The sequence below is a fragment of the Corynebacterium glaucum genome, assembly GCF_002287505.1.
Taxonomy (GTDB): Bacteria; Actinomycetota; Actinomycetes; order Mycobacteriales; family Mycobacteriaceae; genus Corynebacterium; species Corynebacterium glaucum.
On record NZ_CP019688.1, the window covers coordinates 2,450,293 to 2,465,039 of the forward strand.

Below are 14,747 nucleotides of genomic sequence, written 5' to 3' on the forward strand. Positions count from 1 at the left end.
CATACCGGCGTACGCTGGTGCGCCATGTTCGCCACAACCTTTACCGCCAGCCAAATCCGCCAGGCAGAAGCAGTATTGCTTGACGACGAATCCGTCCCCGACCAACTCATGCAATCCGCAGCCCATGCGGTGTATCAGGTGGCAGACGTATTGCTGCGCGGGGATACAGGGGATGCAGGCGAGGCTGAGGACCGGGTGCTGGTGCTTGCCGGGGGCGGGGGCAATGGGGGCGATGCGCTGTACGCGGGCGCGGAATTGGCGTTGGCGGGCCACGGCGTGGATGCGGTGCTGGTGGCCGACGAGGCGCACGAGCGGGCGCTCACTGCATTTCGCAACGCGGGCGGGACGGTGCTGGACGAGCTGCCTGAGTACCTTTGGTCGCACCGCCTGATCATCGACGGCATTGTCGGCTTAGGCGGCGGTGCTGGCCTGCGCGCGGAACTGGCGGAAGTGGTGGAGTTCTGCCGCAGTCGGGCCCGGCTAGACACGCAGATCCTGGCGGTGGACGTGCCATCTGGTGTCGACGCAGACACCGGGGAAGCCGGAGACCTACACATTCCCGCCGATGTGACGGTGACCTTCGGCGGGTGGCGCCGCGCACACGCCCTTTCCCCGGACTGCGGGCTGCAATTGCTCGCGGATGTCGGCCTACCCGGCCGTCCGCTGCAGACCCTGCTGATCGATACCCTGCCCGAGTGGGCAGCCGATGGCCCGCCGCTAGTCGTCAGCGCCCGCGCCGTCGTCCCGGATCTCGCGCTTCCGGAGGGAATCACTACCATGCCCCCTGGCTGGCGCGTGGATGTCGAACCCGGCGCGGCAGACGACAAGTACTCAGGTGGTGTCGTCGGCATTTTCGCGGGCAGCGGCACGTACCCCGGCGCGGCGATCCTGTGCACCGCAGGCGCCGTGAACGCCACCCCGGCGATGGTGCGCTACGCCGGACCGCAGGCGCTCGAGGTGGTGCGCGCGCACCCGGAGGTGGTGGCCACCGAGTCACTTGCCGATGCCGGCCGCGTCCAGGCCTGGGTCTTCGGCCCCGGCGCAGACCCAGGCCTGGACACGGCTGATCAACTGCGCTGGGTGCTGGAGCGGCAGGAGCCCGTGCTTATCGACGCCACCGGCCTCACGTTGTTGGCCACCCACGAGGACCTGCGGGAGCTGGTGGTAAAGCGCGAGGCGCATACCGTGCTCACCCCGCACGATGGGGAATTCACTCGGCTGCGGGAGGCGGTCGGGCTGCCGGAAGGGTCGCGATGGCAGGAAACCCGTGCACTCGCGAGTGAGCTGCAGTGCGCCATTGTGCGCAAGGGGCGCATCACTCTCGTCGCGACGGAGGAGCTGCTGGAACCGGTGGCCGCCGTGGACGCTGGGCACTCCTGGGCGGCCACACCGGGTTCGGGGGACGTGCTGGCCGGGGTTGTGGGCGCGCACCTGGCGAGCGATCCCGAGTCGCACGCACTGCAGTTCTTGTTGGCACAGGCGGTGGCGGTGCACGCCTCCGCTGCGAAGCTCGCGGCTGCCACCCCGTTCGGCGACGCGACGGCGCCGGCTAGCCGCATTGCGAGCTTTGTGCGCGAAGCCACGGCGCGGTCCGGGGCAATCTAGGAATTCCTGGTGGTCAATTGCCCTGCTATCTTTGGGCGCATGTCGTTTTCCTCTTTCCTGTCCTCGATCCCTGCCGCGCTCATCGCCCTGGATAACCTCTCTCGCTCCGTGCTCCGCTTCCTTGACTGGGCGAAGTACTTCAACCTGATCTAGATGCCAGAGCATCCGGTGCAGATGTAGACATCAGCGACCAAGGCTCCGCATTTGCCCAGGTCGCGTGTGACTAGTGTGGCGCCATGACGGCTGACGTCTACAAAGACCCGTGCGTCACAATCCCGCATCGCGATCGCGCACTTAATCCACGGGTGCCGTATGGTGCTCGCGTGACTGAAACGCGACAAGTCCAGCCCAAGAGCATGCAGATGGTGCCGTTGGCGGCGATGAGTTTCGCGGCCTTCGTCTACGTCAATTTTGAGATGTTTTCGGTCGGCCTCATCTCGCCGATGGCCCAGGACCTCGGCGTGTCCGAGGGCCTGATCGGCCTGCTGATGACGGTCTACGCCGGGCTTGTCGCCGTTGTGACGATCCCGCTGATGTCAGCGACTCGACACATGGACCGGCGGCCGGTGTTCATCGCCACTCTCGGGTTCTTGCTCACCGGCATAGTGCTCCAGGCCAGTGCGCCGAACTACGCCGTACTGGTCGCGGGCCGCGTTACAGCGGCGGTTACACACGGGCTGTTCTGGTCCCTGATCAACCCGATGGCTGGGCGGCTTGCCCCACCCGGCCAGATGGGCCGAGCCGTTGCCACCGTCTCGCTCGGGGCCACTATGTCCACCGTGATTGGCGCTCCGCTGACCACCGCCCTTGGTAACCAAATCGGTTGGCGGGGCGCAACGTGGGTACTCGGCGCCGCCACTGTCATCGCGTTGCTGCTTCTGCTGCGCACCCTGCCGTCGCTGCCAGCCCGCCCCGCAGCTGAGATTGGGGTGAAGCGCAAGGCGAAATCGGCGATCCCATCGCTGGTTTTCTACCTCACGTTCGCCGTGACCGCTGTATTTGCGACGTTCACGTACCTCGCGCTGATCATCGAAACGACAGCGGGGCGAAACTGGGTGCCAATCGGCCTGTCGCTATACGGCTTCTTCGGCCTTTTGGGTGTGGTCATCGCTGGTCGTCGCGTGGATCAGCGAATGATCCGCGTTAACGGCCTCGACACGGTCCTGCTCATGGTCGCGGCCATGATTGGGCTTCTGGCGCTGCAGACGGGATCCAGCTGGATCACGCTTATCGCGGTGGCAGTGCTTGGCACGGCCGCCGGTGCGCTTCCCACCGCCGGAACAACGATCTTCCTGCACGCCGGCCAACGCAACCAGGATCTCGCGAGCTCCATTTACGTGGTCACGTTCCAGGTCGGTATCGCGTCCGGATCAGCGCTGGGCGCTGCAACAGTCGATGCCGGATACCTCCCCGGCACCCTACTGATCACGCTCGTACTCGGTGCGGCCGCACTGGTTGCGCTTGCGGGCTTTTCCCGCCCGCTGCTGCGCTGACGTTATTGGCCGCGCGTGAGGTAGTGGGAAATGATGAAGTTCAGGATCATGCGGCGCAGCTGAGCCAGCAAGGCGTTGCCGCGCGAGGACTGCCTGGGGCGATCCGAGGCGGGCTCATCCGTAGCGGGGGCAGAGCTCGGGCGCTTGGGCTGCGCGGCGGGTGCCGACGACTCTCCGGCTGGCAGCTTCGGCTCCGGTGACGGCGCACCTGGCGCACCTGGCGCAGACGGTGCCGGGGCAGGCGACACAGGCGCGCCACTTTCTACGGGCAGGGGCGGCACCGGAGCAGGGGTCGGCGCAGAGATCGGCGCAGGGGCAGGAGCAGGAGCAGGAGCAGGAGCCGACGGCAACGCCGGCGCAGGCGCCGGTGCCGGTGCCGACGAACTCATGGCATTAAGGCGCTCATCCAGCAACGCGGGGAAGTCGTACTGGTAGTGGTCGGTATTGGGCAGCACGCGAATGCGGGAATCGGTAAAGCCAGCGTTTTCGTACTCGGTGCGCGATTCTTTCGAGGACTCGAGCGCGGACCAGGTGGGGTACAGGAGACTGTACGTGTCCCGCTCGCCCACAATCCACAGCAGCGGCGTTGTCTCTTTGCCCGCCGCAGGCGGGGTCACTGGGTTGCCGGAGGTGCCGCCGCCGCCCACCATCGAAGCGGAGAAGTTCTCCGGCGTCCAGCCGGTGTTGGTGCGCAGCAGGTGGCGCCCAATGAACTCGGCACCGCCGGAGTAGCCCATCACTTCCACATTGTCGGTCTCTAGCGAGTTGATGAACTCGCGCACGGCCACACACCACGTCTCGAGCGTGTCAAAGGATTTGCCCTGCCACCAGCTGTGGTCCTTGTTCGGCGGGACCAGGAAGTAGCCACTGACATCGTGACGTTCGGTGACGGAAGACATCGTGGTGGTGAACGGGCTGCCCGGCTTCATCTGCGCGACCGTGCCATCACCGCCCAAAAACACGTAGGCGCCGTTGTCGCCCTCGGAGCCTTTGACGTACTGAATGGTCACGCCGTTCGAGGCGGTAAACGCGCCCTGCTCAGCGGCGAACGAGTACACGGGTGCGTGAATAGCGGTCATGGTGAGCGCCGCTGCGGTGCCAAGTGCAATTGGCCTGCTCAGTTTCATTTGGATGTGCTCCACGGTCCAGAGGCGGGTTTTATGCCACGTCTACAACTTCTCTTAGCAGGCTCTTAGGTTAAACCATCGTGGTTATTGACGCCAGCTCGCCCTATGCTGGAGCGGTATGGACAACACTGACCTCGGCAAACAGAACGACAACTCCATCCTCGTCACCGAGGACGGCGCCCAGCTCGTCGAAACCCGCGAGGAATTCGCCGGCGAAGGCGACACCGACATCCACATCAGCCACTCATCGATTAACTACAAAGACGCAATGGCGCTCGCAGGAAATCGCGGGGTGGTGCGGACCTTCCCGCTCGTGCCAGGCATCGACGCAGTGGGCACGCTTGACGACGGCACGCTGGTCACCGTCAACGGCCACGGCATCGGCGAGCGCAGGCACGGCGGGTACACGCCGCACATGCGCATTGACGGTTCCCTGATCACAAAGGTCCCGGAGCGCTTCAGTGCCGCCGAGGCGGCCGCCATTGGAACTGCTGGATACACGGCGGCGCTTTCAGTAGCGGCGTTGGAAGAGGGCGTCGATAAGCAAGCTGGCCCTGTGCTGGTGACTGGAGCGACCGGCGGGGTGGGCTCGATCGCGGTGCAGCTGCTCGCCGCTCGCGGGTACGAAGTCGCCGCGGTGACGGGCCGAGTCGAAGAACACGGTGCGTGGCTGCGCGAGCTTGGGGCGGCGGACGTGATCGATCGCGCCGAGTTCGAGGGCGAAGGAAAACCGCTGGCCAAGGCTCGCTTCGCGGGCGCGGTGGACACGGTTGGTTCGCAGGTGCTGGCCAACGTGCTCTCGCAGATCGAGTGGGGCGGCAGCGTCACCGCGTGCGGCATGGCGGCCGGCGCCGACCTGCCCGCAACCGTGATGCCGTTCATCCTGCGCGGCGTGCGCCTGCTTGGCATCAACTCGGTGGATACCCCGCGCGAGCTGCGCGAGCAGGCGTGGGCGCTACTCGCCGAATCCGTGGACACCGACGCGATCCGCACCGAGACCGTCGGCCTTGACGGGGTCATCGAAGCTGGCGCGGAGCTGCTGGACGGCAAGCGCAGCGGCCGCACCGTCGTCGAGCTTTAGCTTGTGAGGCTCTAGCTTGTCGACGGCTTCGTCGTCAGCGCCACCACCGCAGCCAGCGCAAACGCCGCGCACGTGAGTGACGCTGCCGCCATGGCGAGGGCGTGATTGCTGCCCAGGCCCGCCACCGGGGCGACGGCAGCAGCGACGACGAACTGCAAGAAGCCCATGGCGCCTGAGCCCGCACCTGCACCGATGTCGCGGACTTCTTCCACCGCCAGCGCGTTCGCGTTCGCGCCGACGAAGCCGGCCATGACGACCAGGCCCGCCAGGAACGGAAGGATGATGCGGGTGGGGCCGGTGACGGAGAGGGTGAGGACGATGGCGGCTATGAGGGCGTCGATAAGCAAAGCCCTGCGAAGCAACTTGCGGGGCGGAACGTGCTTGACCAGCCGCATGTTGAGCACGTTGGAGAGCGGGATGAGCAGCGAGATTGCGCCGAATGTGAAGGCGAATGCGGTGGGGGAGAAGCCGAGCTGGCGCTGGAGGACGAGTGGGGATGCCGCGATGTAGGCGAACAGCGCGCCGAAACCGAGCGCTCCGGCGAGCATATAGCCGACGTATGCCGGGCGGCGCAGGCATCGCCCGATGCGCGGGAAGAGGTTGCTCAGCGCGCCTGAAGTGCGCTTCTCCGGCGGGAGGGATTCCGGCAGGCGCAGGGAGAGGAGCACCTGGATGAGGTTGATGGTGGCGATGAACCAGAAGAGGCCTCTCCATCCGACGAGCGGGAGCAGAATGCCACCGAGGGCCGGCGCAACCGCCGGCATGAAACCGGTGAGCGCCATGAGTGCAGAGAATCCGCGGGCGGCTTGTGCGCCACGTGCGAGGTCCGGGACGACCGAGCGCGAGACCACGACCACGCACCCGCCGGCGAGGCCCTGGATCGCGCGGGCGGCGATGAGCAGGTGGATCGACGGGGCGATAGCGCACAGCACCGAGGCGACGAGCAGCACAGTCGCAGCGACAATGATGGGGCGTTTGCGGCCCGTGGCGTCCGAGATCGACCCGAAGATTAGGTTGCCGATGGCCATCCCCACCATGAACCCTGAGATAGTCGCCTGCGCCGCGGCGGGCGAGGTGGCCAGCTCGGCTTGGAGTTCGGGAATGCCGGGCAGATAGAGGTCGATGGACAGTGGCGCGGCCGCGGAAAAGAAGGCCAGCGCGAACAGCAGCCCGGCTGAAAGTTGTTGCACGCAGGTACCATAACGCACATGGATAACCGCTTGAACTCGACCGAGAACCGCCGCAGCGAGCAGGGGCGGATCGGCGCCTGGGATTTCGCCGCGGTCTTCAGCAGTGATGGTGACGGCGGTGGTGCCCGCGTCGCGCCGCGCGCCGGGCACCAGACCGTGGTGTGGGTCATTGACGGCGAGGTGCGCCACGCAGGCCCTCACGGGTTGGAGGAGCGCGTCGGCGCGGGCGCAGCCAGTGTGGCGACGTCACCCGCCGGCGGTTCGGCGCTTCGCACTACTGCTGGCAGTGGCGCCGTGGGCGTGTGCCTGGACGCGGCGGTGCCGCAGGGCGCAAGCGGCCGGCTCGAGGTGTACGCGCCGGAGGTGTTCACGCTGCGCAGCGTCACCACCGCCGTCTCCGGCGAGGCGCGGGTCTTCGTCGGCGAGCTGTTCGGCCAGTCGTCTCCGGTGGAAACCCACACGCCACTCGTGGCCGCGGAGCTGCGGCTCGAACCCGGCACGGAAGTGGCGCTGGTGCTCAACGAGGCGTTCGAGTACGGCCTGCTCGCCGTCACCGACGGCATCGAGGTGCAGCGCGTCGCGGTCCCGCGCGGCGAGGTCGGCTACACCGGCACCGGCAACAAAACCTGGGGCGTAAAGAACACGTCCAGCACCCCGGCGCGCGCCGTGCTCTTCGGCGGCGAGCCGCTCGCGAACTAGCGCCCCTACCATCCGCACGCCCGCGTTACGCTCGGCGTGCGGATTTTAATGCGCACGCCTTACCCAACCAGGCGCGGCGATCAGCCGTATTGTGTCTGGCATGATCGTGACGCTGCTGATGACGCTGGAAGGCTCCCTGCCCGAAATTTCGCGCTGCGTCAACGTGGACGACTCCATGGACCTCGGCGAACTATCCCAGGTCATCGATGCCGCCTTCGGCTTCTCCGGCGCCGCGACGCACCTGTACGCCACCGGCTCGGGCGAGTTCCGCCACATCTTCGCCGAAATCCCCAGCGCCGGCGAATCCGACGAGACCGAACTCACCGTCGCCAGAATCTCCGAAATCACCTATATCTACGACCCCACCGCGAACTGGACGGTGCAGGTCGCGGTCCTCGGCGAGTCCCAGCTTGACGGTCCTACACCATTGCTTATCGACGCTTGCGGGCCCGACATCGTCGAATCCGCCAACGGCCCAGAGTTGATGACGAAGTTCCGCAACGAGGCCCGTCGCATCGCCGCAGGTCTGCCGCCGGACATGGAAGTCACCCCGCTGCTGCTGAGCTTCCTACCCGTGATGTCGCCGGAGCGGATGTTGCAGCGCCTCACCGTTGTAGACCCGGTTTCGGTGGCCACCCGCATCGGGTTTGTGGCCGAGGAGATCTACTTCGACCAGCCAATCCCCGGCATGCCGGACGTGGACACCCCGGACCTCGCCCACGAATTCGAGGACTTTTTGGATTCGCGCCCGGAGCTGCGCCAGATCATGCAGGACGATCCGAACCCGGATCTGAATCCGACGCTGCTTTCTGCGGTCGCGGAATTCTTCGAAGACAAGTTGGGCCCGGACGGCAGCGCCACGTACCGGTGGACAGTTGCCGCGCCGCTCGAGCTTGCCGACGTGCTGTATAACGCCGTCAACCTGTTCAGCGAGCCGGTGGTGCTGACCAAAACTGGCAACCTCCCGGTTGCGGCAGTGCGCATGCTGGCGGAGCTGTTAGGAAGGAAGCACACGGGCGGGCAGCCGCGGGAAAATACCTTCCCTGAGGTGCGCCAACTGCGGCAGTTCTTGGAAGGCGCGGGCCTCATCGCGTTAGGCGACGAGGCACTCCAGGTCTCTGAACGCGGCAGGTTCTTCCTCCAGTCGGAGGATCCGATCGCGGATTTCCACACGGAGCTTCTCGTTGGCTTCGAAGCCGTCTTCGGCAAAGCAGAGTTCGCGGAGAACATCGAGCACCTGGCGGACTTCGCCGGCATCCGCGACCTTGAGCCAGGTTGGCACGCATTACCGGAGAGTTTCCGCGACGTAGTGATGTTCATCAGGCAAATCGGCGGGTTCTACACCGGCCCTGAGGGTCCTGTGTCAACGCAGAGCGGCGAGGCACTTTTGCGATACATCCTGCGGCACTACGGCTACGAGAGCTAGGTTTGGCGCGGGCTGGGATCACGCAATCGTCGTTAATGCTGCGAAGATTGTGAGCACAATGGCACTGCCTGCTGCGATGACCCAGTATGACTCGTAGGGCCGCCAGCGGCTGGCGAGAGCTGCCCCGACGAGCGCGCCGAGGGTGTTCGAGATGATGTCGTCCAGGTCGGAGAATCCGGCCGCGAAGATGAACTGGCCTGTCTCGATGCCCAGGCTGAGCGCGAAACCGATGGCCGTGGCGCGCAGGATGGAGTCGCGGTAAGCGATGAACCCGATGGGCGCGAAAAGCGCCATGTTGCCAATCAGGTTGACCCACGGGGCCCACCAGGCCGCTCCAGTGTGAAACGTTTGCAACGGGTTGATGCGGATCTGGCGGCGTTGGTGCACCGCCGACTCCCACACTCCGGGCAGCTCAATGTAGGCCTTGCCGAATGTCACGAGCACCACCAAAGTGGCAACGAGCAGCGCCGCCACAAGTTTCAGAAGTGTCGGTGCTGCTCGGTGTTGGGGGAGTGTCAAAGTGGAGAAAGTGCTTACGGATTAGGCCGCAGCGGCCTCGTGAGGAACCGGACCGCCGGAAATCTGGCGGTACGCGTGCGCCTGCACGAGGTAGGTGTACGGCGTGACAAAGACGGTCAGAATGATGGTGATGATAGCACCGACCGCCGCCATGCCTTCGCCGGAGCTGAGGAAGAGTGCGGGGGCCGACACAGCCATATTCACGATGGCAAGGAACAGGATCAGCAGAAGTACCGGGAAGTAGTTTCGTGCGCCGCTGCGCATCGCACCACCGAAAGCGTTGCCGAACGAGCCGTTGTTGTCAGCCGCGTAGTAGATGATGAACAGGAAGAACGGTGCCAGGAGGAGTACCGGAATGAAGAGGCTTGCCAAGAATATCCCCCCTGCCTTCATCACATTGGGATCCGAAAGCAGCGCCTCCGGCGAATCTGCGTACATCGCGATGTTCTCGTCGATGAGGCCAGTTGCGGCCGTGATGATTCCCGCAATGATGCTCAGAATGATAATTCCAACGACGACGATGACCACGAGGATGGCCGCAACTCCCAGCGTCTTGCCGTAAGCCGGGGCCTGCCACTTTTGGAACTTCTTCACCAGCGTCTGCTGCAACACACCGGAGGCGAAGAGCGGCGCGAGCAGGAACAGCGCAACGAGGGCGAGGAGTCCGAGAACCACGAACTCAGAGTTCGACACCGCGGTAAGCACTGCTGAGGAAACGCCGATGAGCAGCATCTTGCCCGGGTTTGCCATGAGACCCTTGAAACCCCACGAAATCGCCTCGCCAAGGCGGAGCTTGCCGGTGCCCTTTGTGTGGCGCCAGCCGTTGGCGGCCGGGTTGTTGATCGGGTGAGGCTGGGTGCCGTCGCCGAAGGTGCCGTCGGTCAGCTGGGAGCCGTGGAAACGCATCGCGTCGCCCCCGGCAGCGCCGGCAGCGGAGTTGACGTCGAACTGGGAGTAGTCGCCCGGCTGGCCGTAAGCCTGCTGGCCATACGGTTGCTGATCATAAGCCTGCTGACCGTACTGATCCTGACCGTACTGATCCTGGCCATACTGGTTCTGGCCATACGACGGGTAGTTGCCATACGACTGCTGGCCGTACGACTGGTTCGGGTCACCGCCTTGGTTGCCGTAGCCCTCAGGATCGTTGCCGTAGGGCGGGTAGCCGCCGGAGTTCGGGGTGCTCATGGTGTCTTCTTTCATAGAGTCGGAGACAAAAACACCTGAGACTTTACCTAGAAACCCGCCGCCGGCGCACGATTAGACACCGGGGGTTAGTACACCGCGGACTCGTGAGGCACTGGGCCGCCGGATACTTGCCGATACGCATGGGCACCAACCAGGTAGCTGTACGGCGTGATGAACAGGGAGAGCACGATGGTCAGGAACGTGCCGAGTAAACCGTTGAGCATCCCTTCGCTCGCCAAGTATGCGGGGAGCTGGGCAATGATACCGAGCACGATGATGAACACAGCAATAGCTAGCGTCGACAGATAGTTGCGCGCAGCCGCGCTGAGCCCCGCTCCGAGCGCGTTGCCAAAACTGCCGTTGTCGTCGGCTGCGAAATAGGCAGGAAGGACGAAAAACGGCGCGATTAGCAGGCACGTCACCACGAACGAAACTACAAGGATCATCTGCCCGCGCCGCGCCGCCGGATGATCCACCGCCGCCTCAGGGTCGGTGGGGAAGAGGCTGATGTCCATCCCTGCGACCGCAAACACCAGTGCGATGAACGTCAGCAAGAGCACGATGCCAAAGGACACTGCGATGAATACACCAAGCATCCCCAATGCTTTGCCGTAGGCGGGAGCCTGAACATGCTGAAACCTGGTCTTCAGCGTCTGCTGCAGCGCGACAGAGAGGATCACCGGAATGATCAGCAGTGAGCCGATCGCGGCGAGCGGTCCAACCCACGGCAGCACCGTCATTTCTTTAAGCACAGCTATTACGAGACCGATCACCAGCATCGGGCCAGGATTAGCGGCAATCGCCTTGAACCCCCACGCAATCGCCTGACCGGGGTGCAGTTTTCCGGTTCCCTTTGTATGCCTCCAGCCGTTGGCCTCCCGGTCGCCCCGGTCGCCCCAGTCACCCCGGTCGCCCTGGGGATCGCTACCGGAGGGCGGGTAACCGCCAGGATACGTGGTGCTCATTGTGCCTATTCTTCTACTTCACCACGAGGTTCACCATGCGCCCCGGTACGACGATGGTCTTCACCACGGTCTTGCCCTCGGTAAGTTCTGCCACGCGCGGGTCGGCCAACGCCACCGCCTCGATCTCGTCCTGGCTGGCCTCGGCCGGCACGTCGACGCGCGCTTTGACTTTACCGTTGATTTGGACGGGCAGTTCAACGGTGTCATCGACAAGCAATTGCTCATCAAAGGTGGGGAACGGCTCGAACGTGATGGTGCCTTCGTGGCCGAGCTTGGCCCAGAGCTCCTCAGCGAGGTGGGGGGCAAGCGGGGAGACCATTTGCACGAGAGGGGTGACGGCGTCGCGCGGGGCGCCGGACGGGTAGGTCTTGGTCAGGTAGTTAACGTACTCGATCAGCTTCGCGGCGACGGTGTTCAGGCGCAGGGCCTCGTAGTCCTCGCGCACGCCGGCGATGGTGCGGTGGAGCTGCTTGGCGTCGTCGGTGGTCAGATCCGCGTCGGTGACTGCGAGTTCGCCGGTCTCCTCGTTCACTGCGAGGCGCCACAGGCGCTGCAGGAAGCGGTGCGCGCCGACAACGTCCTTCGTCGCCCAGGGGCGCGAGGTGTCCAACGGGCCCATCGACATCTCGTACACGCGCAGGGTGTCCGCGCCGTACGCGCTCACCACATCATCCGGCGCGACGGAGTTCTTCAAAGACTTGCCCATCTTGCCGTACTCGCGGTTGACCTCCTCGCCGCCATAGAAGTACTTGCCGTCGCGCTCTTCCACCTCGGCCGCCGGCACGTACACACCGCGGGAGTCGGTGTAGGCGTACGCCTGGATGTAGCCCTGGTTGTACAGGCGGCGGTACGGCTCCTGCGAGGTGACAAAACCAAGGTCATAGAGCACTTTGTGCCAGAAGCGGGCGTAGAGCAGGTGCAGCACCGCATGCTCCACACCGCCCACGTAGAGGTCCACGCCGCCCGGGTCGTTTGCGCCGTGCTCCTCGGGGCGCGGGCCGGTCCAGTAGCGCTCGTTTTCGATGTTGCAGAATTCGTCGTTATTCGTCGGGTCGATGTAGCGCAGCTGGTACCAGGAGGAACCGGCCCACTGCGGCATCACGTTGGTGTCGCGGTAGTACTTCTGCGTGCCGTGGCCCAGATCCAGCTCGACCTCGACCCAGTCGGTGGCCTTCGCCAGCGGGGGAGCGGGCTCGGAATCGGCGTCGTCCGGGTCGAAGGCGACCGGGTTGTAGTCCTCAACCTGCGGCAGCTCCACTGGCAGCATGTCCTCCGGCAGGCCGTGCGCCTGGCCGTTCTCGTCGTACACAATCGGGAACGGTTCGCCCCAGTAGCGCTGGCGGGCAAACAGCCAATCGCGCAGCTTGTACTGGATCTTCTCGTCGCCGTGACCGCCCGCCACCAGCCAGTCAATGGCTCGCTCGATCGCCTCAGCCTTGCCCAAACCATTCAGGTCCAGGCCTTCGCTATTCGACGAATTAATGTGCGCGGCATCTCCAGTAAACGCAGCTTCGGTGACGTCACCGTCAAGCACCGCCGTAATCGGCAGGCCGAAGACGGTGGCGAACTCGTAGTCGCGCTCGTCGTGCGCCGGCACCGCCATGATCGCACCCGTGCCGTAGCCGGTGAGCACGTAGTCCGCGATGAACACCGGCACCTGCTCGCCGTTGACCGGGTTGGTCGCGTACGCGCCCAAGAACACGCCGGTCTTTTCCTTGTTTTCCTGGCGCTCCACATCGGACTTCGCCGCAATCGAGCGCTTGTACGCGTCGACCGCCTCGCGCGGGGTCGCGGCGCCGTTGGTCCAGCGCGCGTCGGTGCCTTCCGGGTAGGCGTCGGTCAAGAGAGCGTCGACAAGCTCATGCTCCGGAGCAAGCACCATGTAGGTGGCGCCGAAGAGGGTGTCCGGGCGGGTGGTGAAGACCTCGATCGGGCCGGCGGCGGACTGGAAGGCAACCTGCGCGCCGCGCGAACGGCCGATCCAGTTGCGCTGCATCGAGATGACCTTTTCCGGCCAATCCAAAAGCTCAAGGTCGTCGAGCAGGCGGTCGGAGTAGGCGGTGATGCGCATCATCCACTGGCGCAGGCGTTTGCGAAAGACCGGGAAGTTGCCGCGCTCCGAACGCCCGTCCGCGGTGACCTCCTCGTTCGCCAGCACCGTGCCTAGGCCGGGGCACCAGTTCACCATGGATTCGGAGAGGTAGACCAGGCGAAACTCATCGATCGCCTTGTGCTTCTCCTCGGTGCTCAGCTCGCGGAAGTCGCGGCCGTCCTTGGTCTTGCGCGCTCCGGTGAGCAGGTCGCGCACCAGCTCCTCGATCGGGCGGGCTTTCTGCTGCTCCTGGTCAAACCACGCGTTATAAATCTGCAGGAAGATCCACTGCGTCCACTTGTAAAACTCCGGGTCCGTCGTGGCCACGGAGCGTCGCGGGTCATGGCCCAGGCCCAGCATGGACAGCTGGCGGCGCATGTTGGCAATGTTCTGCTCAGTCGTGGTGCGCGGGTGCGTGCCCGTTTGAATCGCGTACTGCTCCGCCGGCAGACCGAAGGCGTCATAACCCAGCGTGTGTAGCACGTTCTTGCCCAGCATGCGGTTGTAGCGCGCGTACACATCCGTCGCGATGTAGCTCAACGGGTGACCCACGTGCAGGCCCACGCCCGAGGGGTACGGGAACATGTCCTGCACGTTGAGCTTGTCGGCGGGCAGCTCCGTCTGGCTGTCTGACGCTTGGGGAGCAAGGTCACCCACCGGGTTCGGAGCGTTGAACGTGCCGTTCTCGCGCCAATAGCCCTGCCATTTGCCTTCGATATCGTTGGCCAGCTCAGCCGTGTAGCGGTGCGGGTTCGCCGGGGTCGCGGAGTTCGCTTCAGTCATGGTTAGACAGTCTAATAGGGCATCGTTTGTCACGGTCGCAGGGAGCTTTTGCTTATCCGACGCCTCGTTCACCCCGCCAAGGTGCACCCCTAACGCCCGAGCGACTGGGGGAGATATGGAAGGTGTGGGTCGTTACCGCCCACAGCACTCGTCCTCAGCATTCGTCCCCAACTGAAAGTGCCTTAATGCTCATGTTCACCCGCAAACGTCTTGCCCCCGCCTGCATTGCAGTTGCCGTCGCTAGCGCCGCCATCGTCGCACCTGCCGCCAACGCTGTCGAACTTCAGGTTGAAACCCGCAGCGGGCATTCCCTCAACGCCGTTGAGCTCAGCTCCGCGCTCATCCAGCCGTACAAGGACCTTTCGTCCCTCGGGTCGTCGGAATACTTCTTCCCCAGCCCGGAGAACCGCACCCCTGGGAACCCGGGCCTGCTCTCGTCGACTTTGGGGAGCATCGTCAACCTCGTCCTGCCGTTCTACGCGCTCTTTGAACTCACCGGATCGTCGATTAAGTAGTCGCTCTAGCACTAGATCCACGAAGGCGACATTGTTCACATATCCGCGAAATCGCTGCGATAGATGA

The 14,747-nt window shown here is 64.6% G+C and carries 12 protein-coding genes; 6 read left to right on the top strand and 6 right to left on the bottom strand.

The genetic code is table 11. From position 1 onward, the window contains the following. The first annotated feature begins 24 nt into the window (after positions 1-24). Both CGLAU_RS11875 and CGLAU_RS11880 read left to right on the top strand, forming a co-directional pair. On the top strand, positions 25-1,605 hold the full coding sequence (locus tag CGLAU_RS11875) for a bifunctional ADP-dependent NAD(P)H-hydrate dehydratase/NAD(P)H-hydrate epimerase (protein WP_095660891.1): 1,581 nt from the start codon (positions 25-27) through the stop codon (positions 1,603-1,605). A gap of 380 nt (positions 1,606-1,985) precedes the next feature. Beyond that, positions 1,986-3,098, top strand: a complete 1,113-nt coding sequence (locus CGLAU_RS11880) for an MFS transporter (protein WP_095661204.1) — start codon at positions 1,986-1,988, stop codon at positions 3,096-3,098. 2 nt (positions 3,099-3,100) lie between these two features. Here the strand turns inward: CGLAU_RS11880 and CGLAU_RS12425 are convergent, their stop codons facing one another. Beyond that, positions 3,101-4,225, bottom strand: a complete 1,125-nt coding sequence (locus CGLAU_RS12425) for a hypothetical protein (RefSeq protein WP_198304946.1) — start codon at positions 4,223-4,225, stop codon at positions 3,101-3,103. Between the two features lie 118 nt (positions 4,226-4,343). Between CGLAU_RS12425 and CGLAU_RS11890 the strand changes: the two genes are divergently transcribed. Then, entirely contained in the window at positions 4,344-5,306 is a 963-nt protein-coding gene (locus CGLAU_RS11890) for an acrylyl-CoA reductase family protein (protein ID WP_095660892.1), read from the top strand. 11 nt (positions 5,307-5,317) lie between these two features. On the opposite strand, the gene CGLAU_RS11895 is transcribed toward CGLAU_RS11890, so the two are convergent. Then, complete coding sequence (locus CGLAU_RS11895; RefSeq protein ID WP_095660893.1) at positions 5,318-6,496, bottom strand: Bcr/CflA family efflux MFS transporter; 1,179 nt, start codon at positions 6,494-6,496, stop codon at positions 5,318-5,320. On the opposite strand from CGLAU_RS11895, the gene CGLAU_RS11900 reads away from it, so the two are divergent. Continuing rightward, positions 6,491-7,195: a pirin-like C-terminal cupin domain-containing protein gene (locus tag CGLAU_RS11900; protein ID WP_157731392.1), complete on the top strand. Its 705-nt coding sequence runs from the start codon at positions 6,491-6,493 to the stop codon at positions 7,193-7,195. The genes CGLAU_RS11895 and CGLAU_RS11900 overlap by 6 nt on opposite strands. Before the next feature lie 100 nt (positions 7,196-7,295). Then, the gene (locus CGLAU_RS11905) at positions 7,296-8,621 is read left to right on the top strand and encodes an IS1096 element passenger TnpR family protein (protein WP_095660895.1); all 1,326 of its coding nucleotides are present in this window, start codon (positions 7,296-7,298) and stop codon (positions 8,619-8,621) included. Between the two features lie 18 nt (positions 8,622-8,639). Here CGLAU_RS11905 and CGLAU_RS11910 read toward each other — a convergent pair whose 3' ends face one another. The 4 genes from CGLAU_RS11910 to leuS form a co-directional block, all read right to left on the bottom strand. Continuing rightward, positions 8,640-9,095 carry a VanZ family protein gene (locus tag CGLAU_RS11910; RefSeq protein WP_157731394.1) on the bottom strand — a complete coding sequence of 152 codons (456 nt, stop codon included), beginning with the start codon at positions 9,093-9,095 and terminating at the stop codon, positions 8,640-8,642. A 66-nt stretch (positions 9,096-9,161) separates the two neighbouring features. Further along, positions 9,162-10,325 carry a hypothetical protein gene (locus tag CGLAU_RS11915; RefSeq protein WP_157731396.1) on the bottom strand — a complete coding sequence of 388 codons (1,164 nt, stop codon included), beginning with the start codon at positions 10,323-10,325 and terminating at the stop codon, positions 9,162-9,164. An 86-nt stretch (positions 10,326-10,411) separates the two neighbouring features. Further along, positions 10,412-11,290 carry a DUF2189 domain-containing protein gene (locus CGLAU_RS11920; protein ID WP_095660898.1) on the bottom strand — a complete coding sequence of 293 codons (879 nt, stop codon included), beginning with the start codon at positions 11,288-11,290 and terminating at the stop codon, positions 10,412-10,414. 13 nt (positions 11,291-11,303) lie between these two features. Continuing rightward, positions 11,304-14,165, bottom strand: a complete 2,862-nt coding sequence (leuS, locus tag CGLAU_RS11925) for a leucine--tRNA ligase (protein ID WP_095660899.1) — start codon at positions 14,163-14,165, stop codon at positions 11,304-11,306. A 191-nt stretch (positions 14,166-14,356) separates the two neighbouring features. On the opposite strand from leuS, the gene CGLAU_RS11930 reads away from it, so the two are divergent. Then, entirely contained in the window at positions 14,357-14,680 is a 324-nt protein-coding gene (locus CGLAU_RS11930) for a hypothetical protein (RefSeq protein ID WP_157731398.1), read from the top strand. Positions 14,681-14,747: the final 67 nt, after the last annotated feature.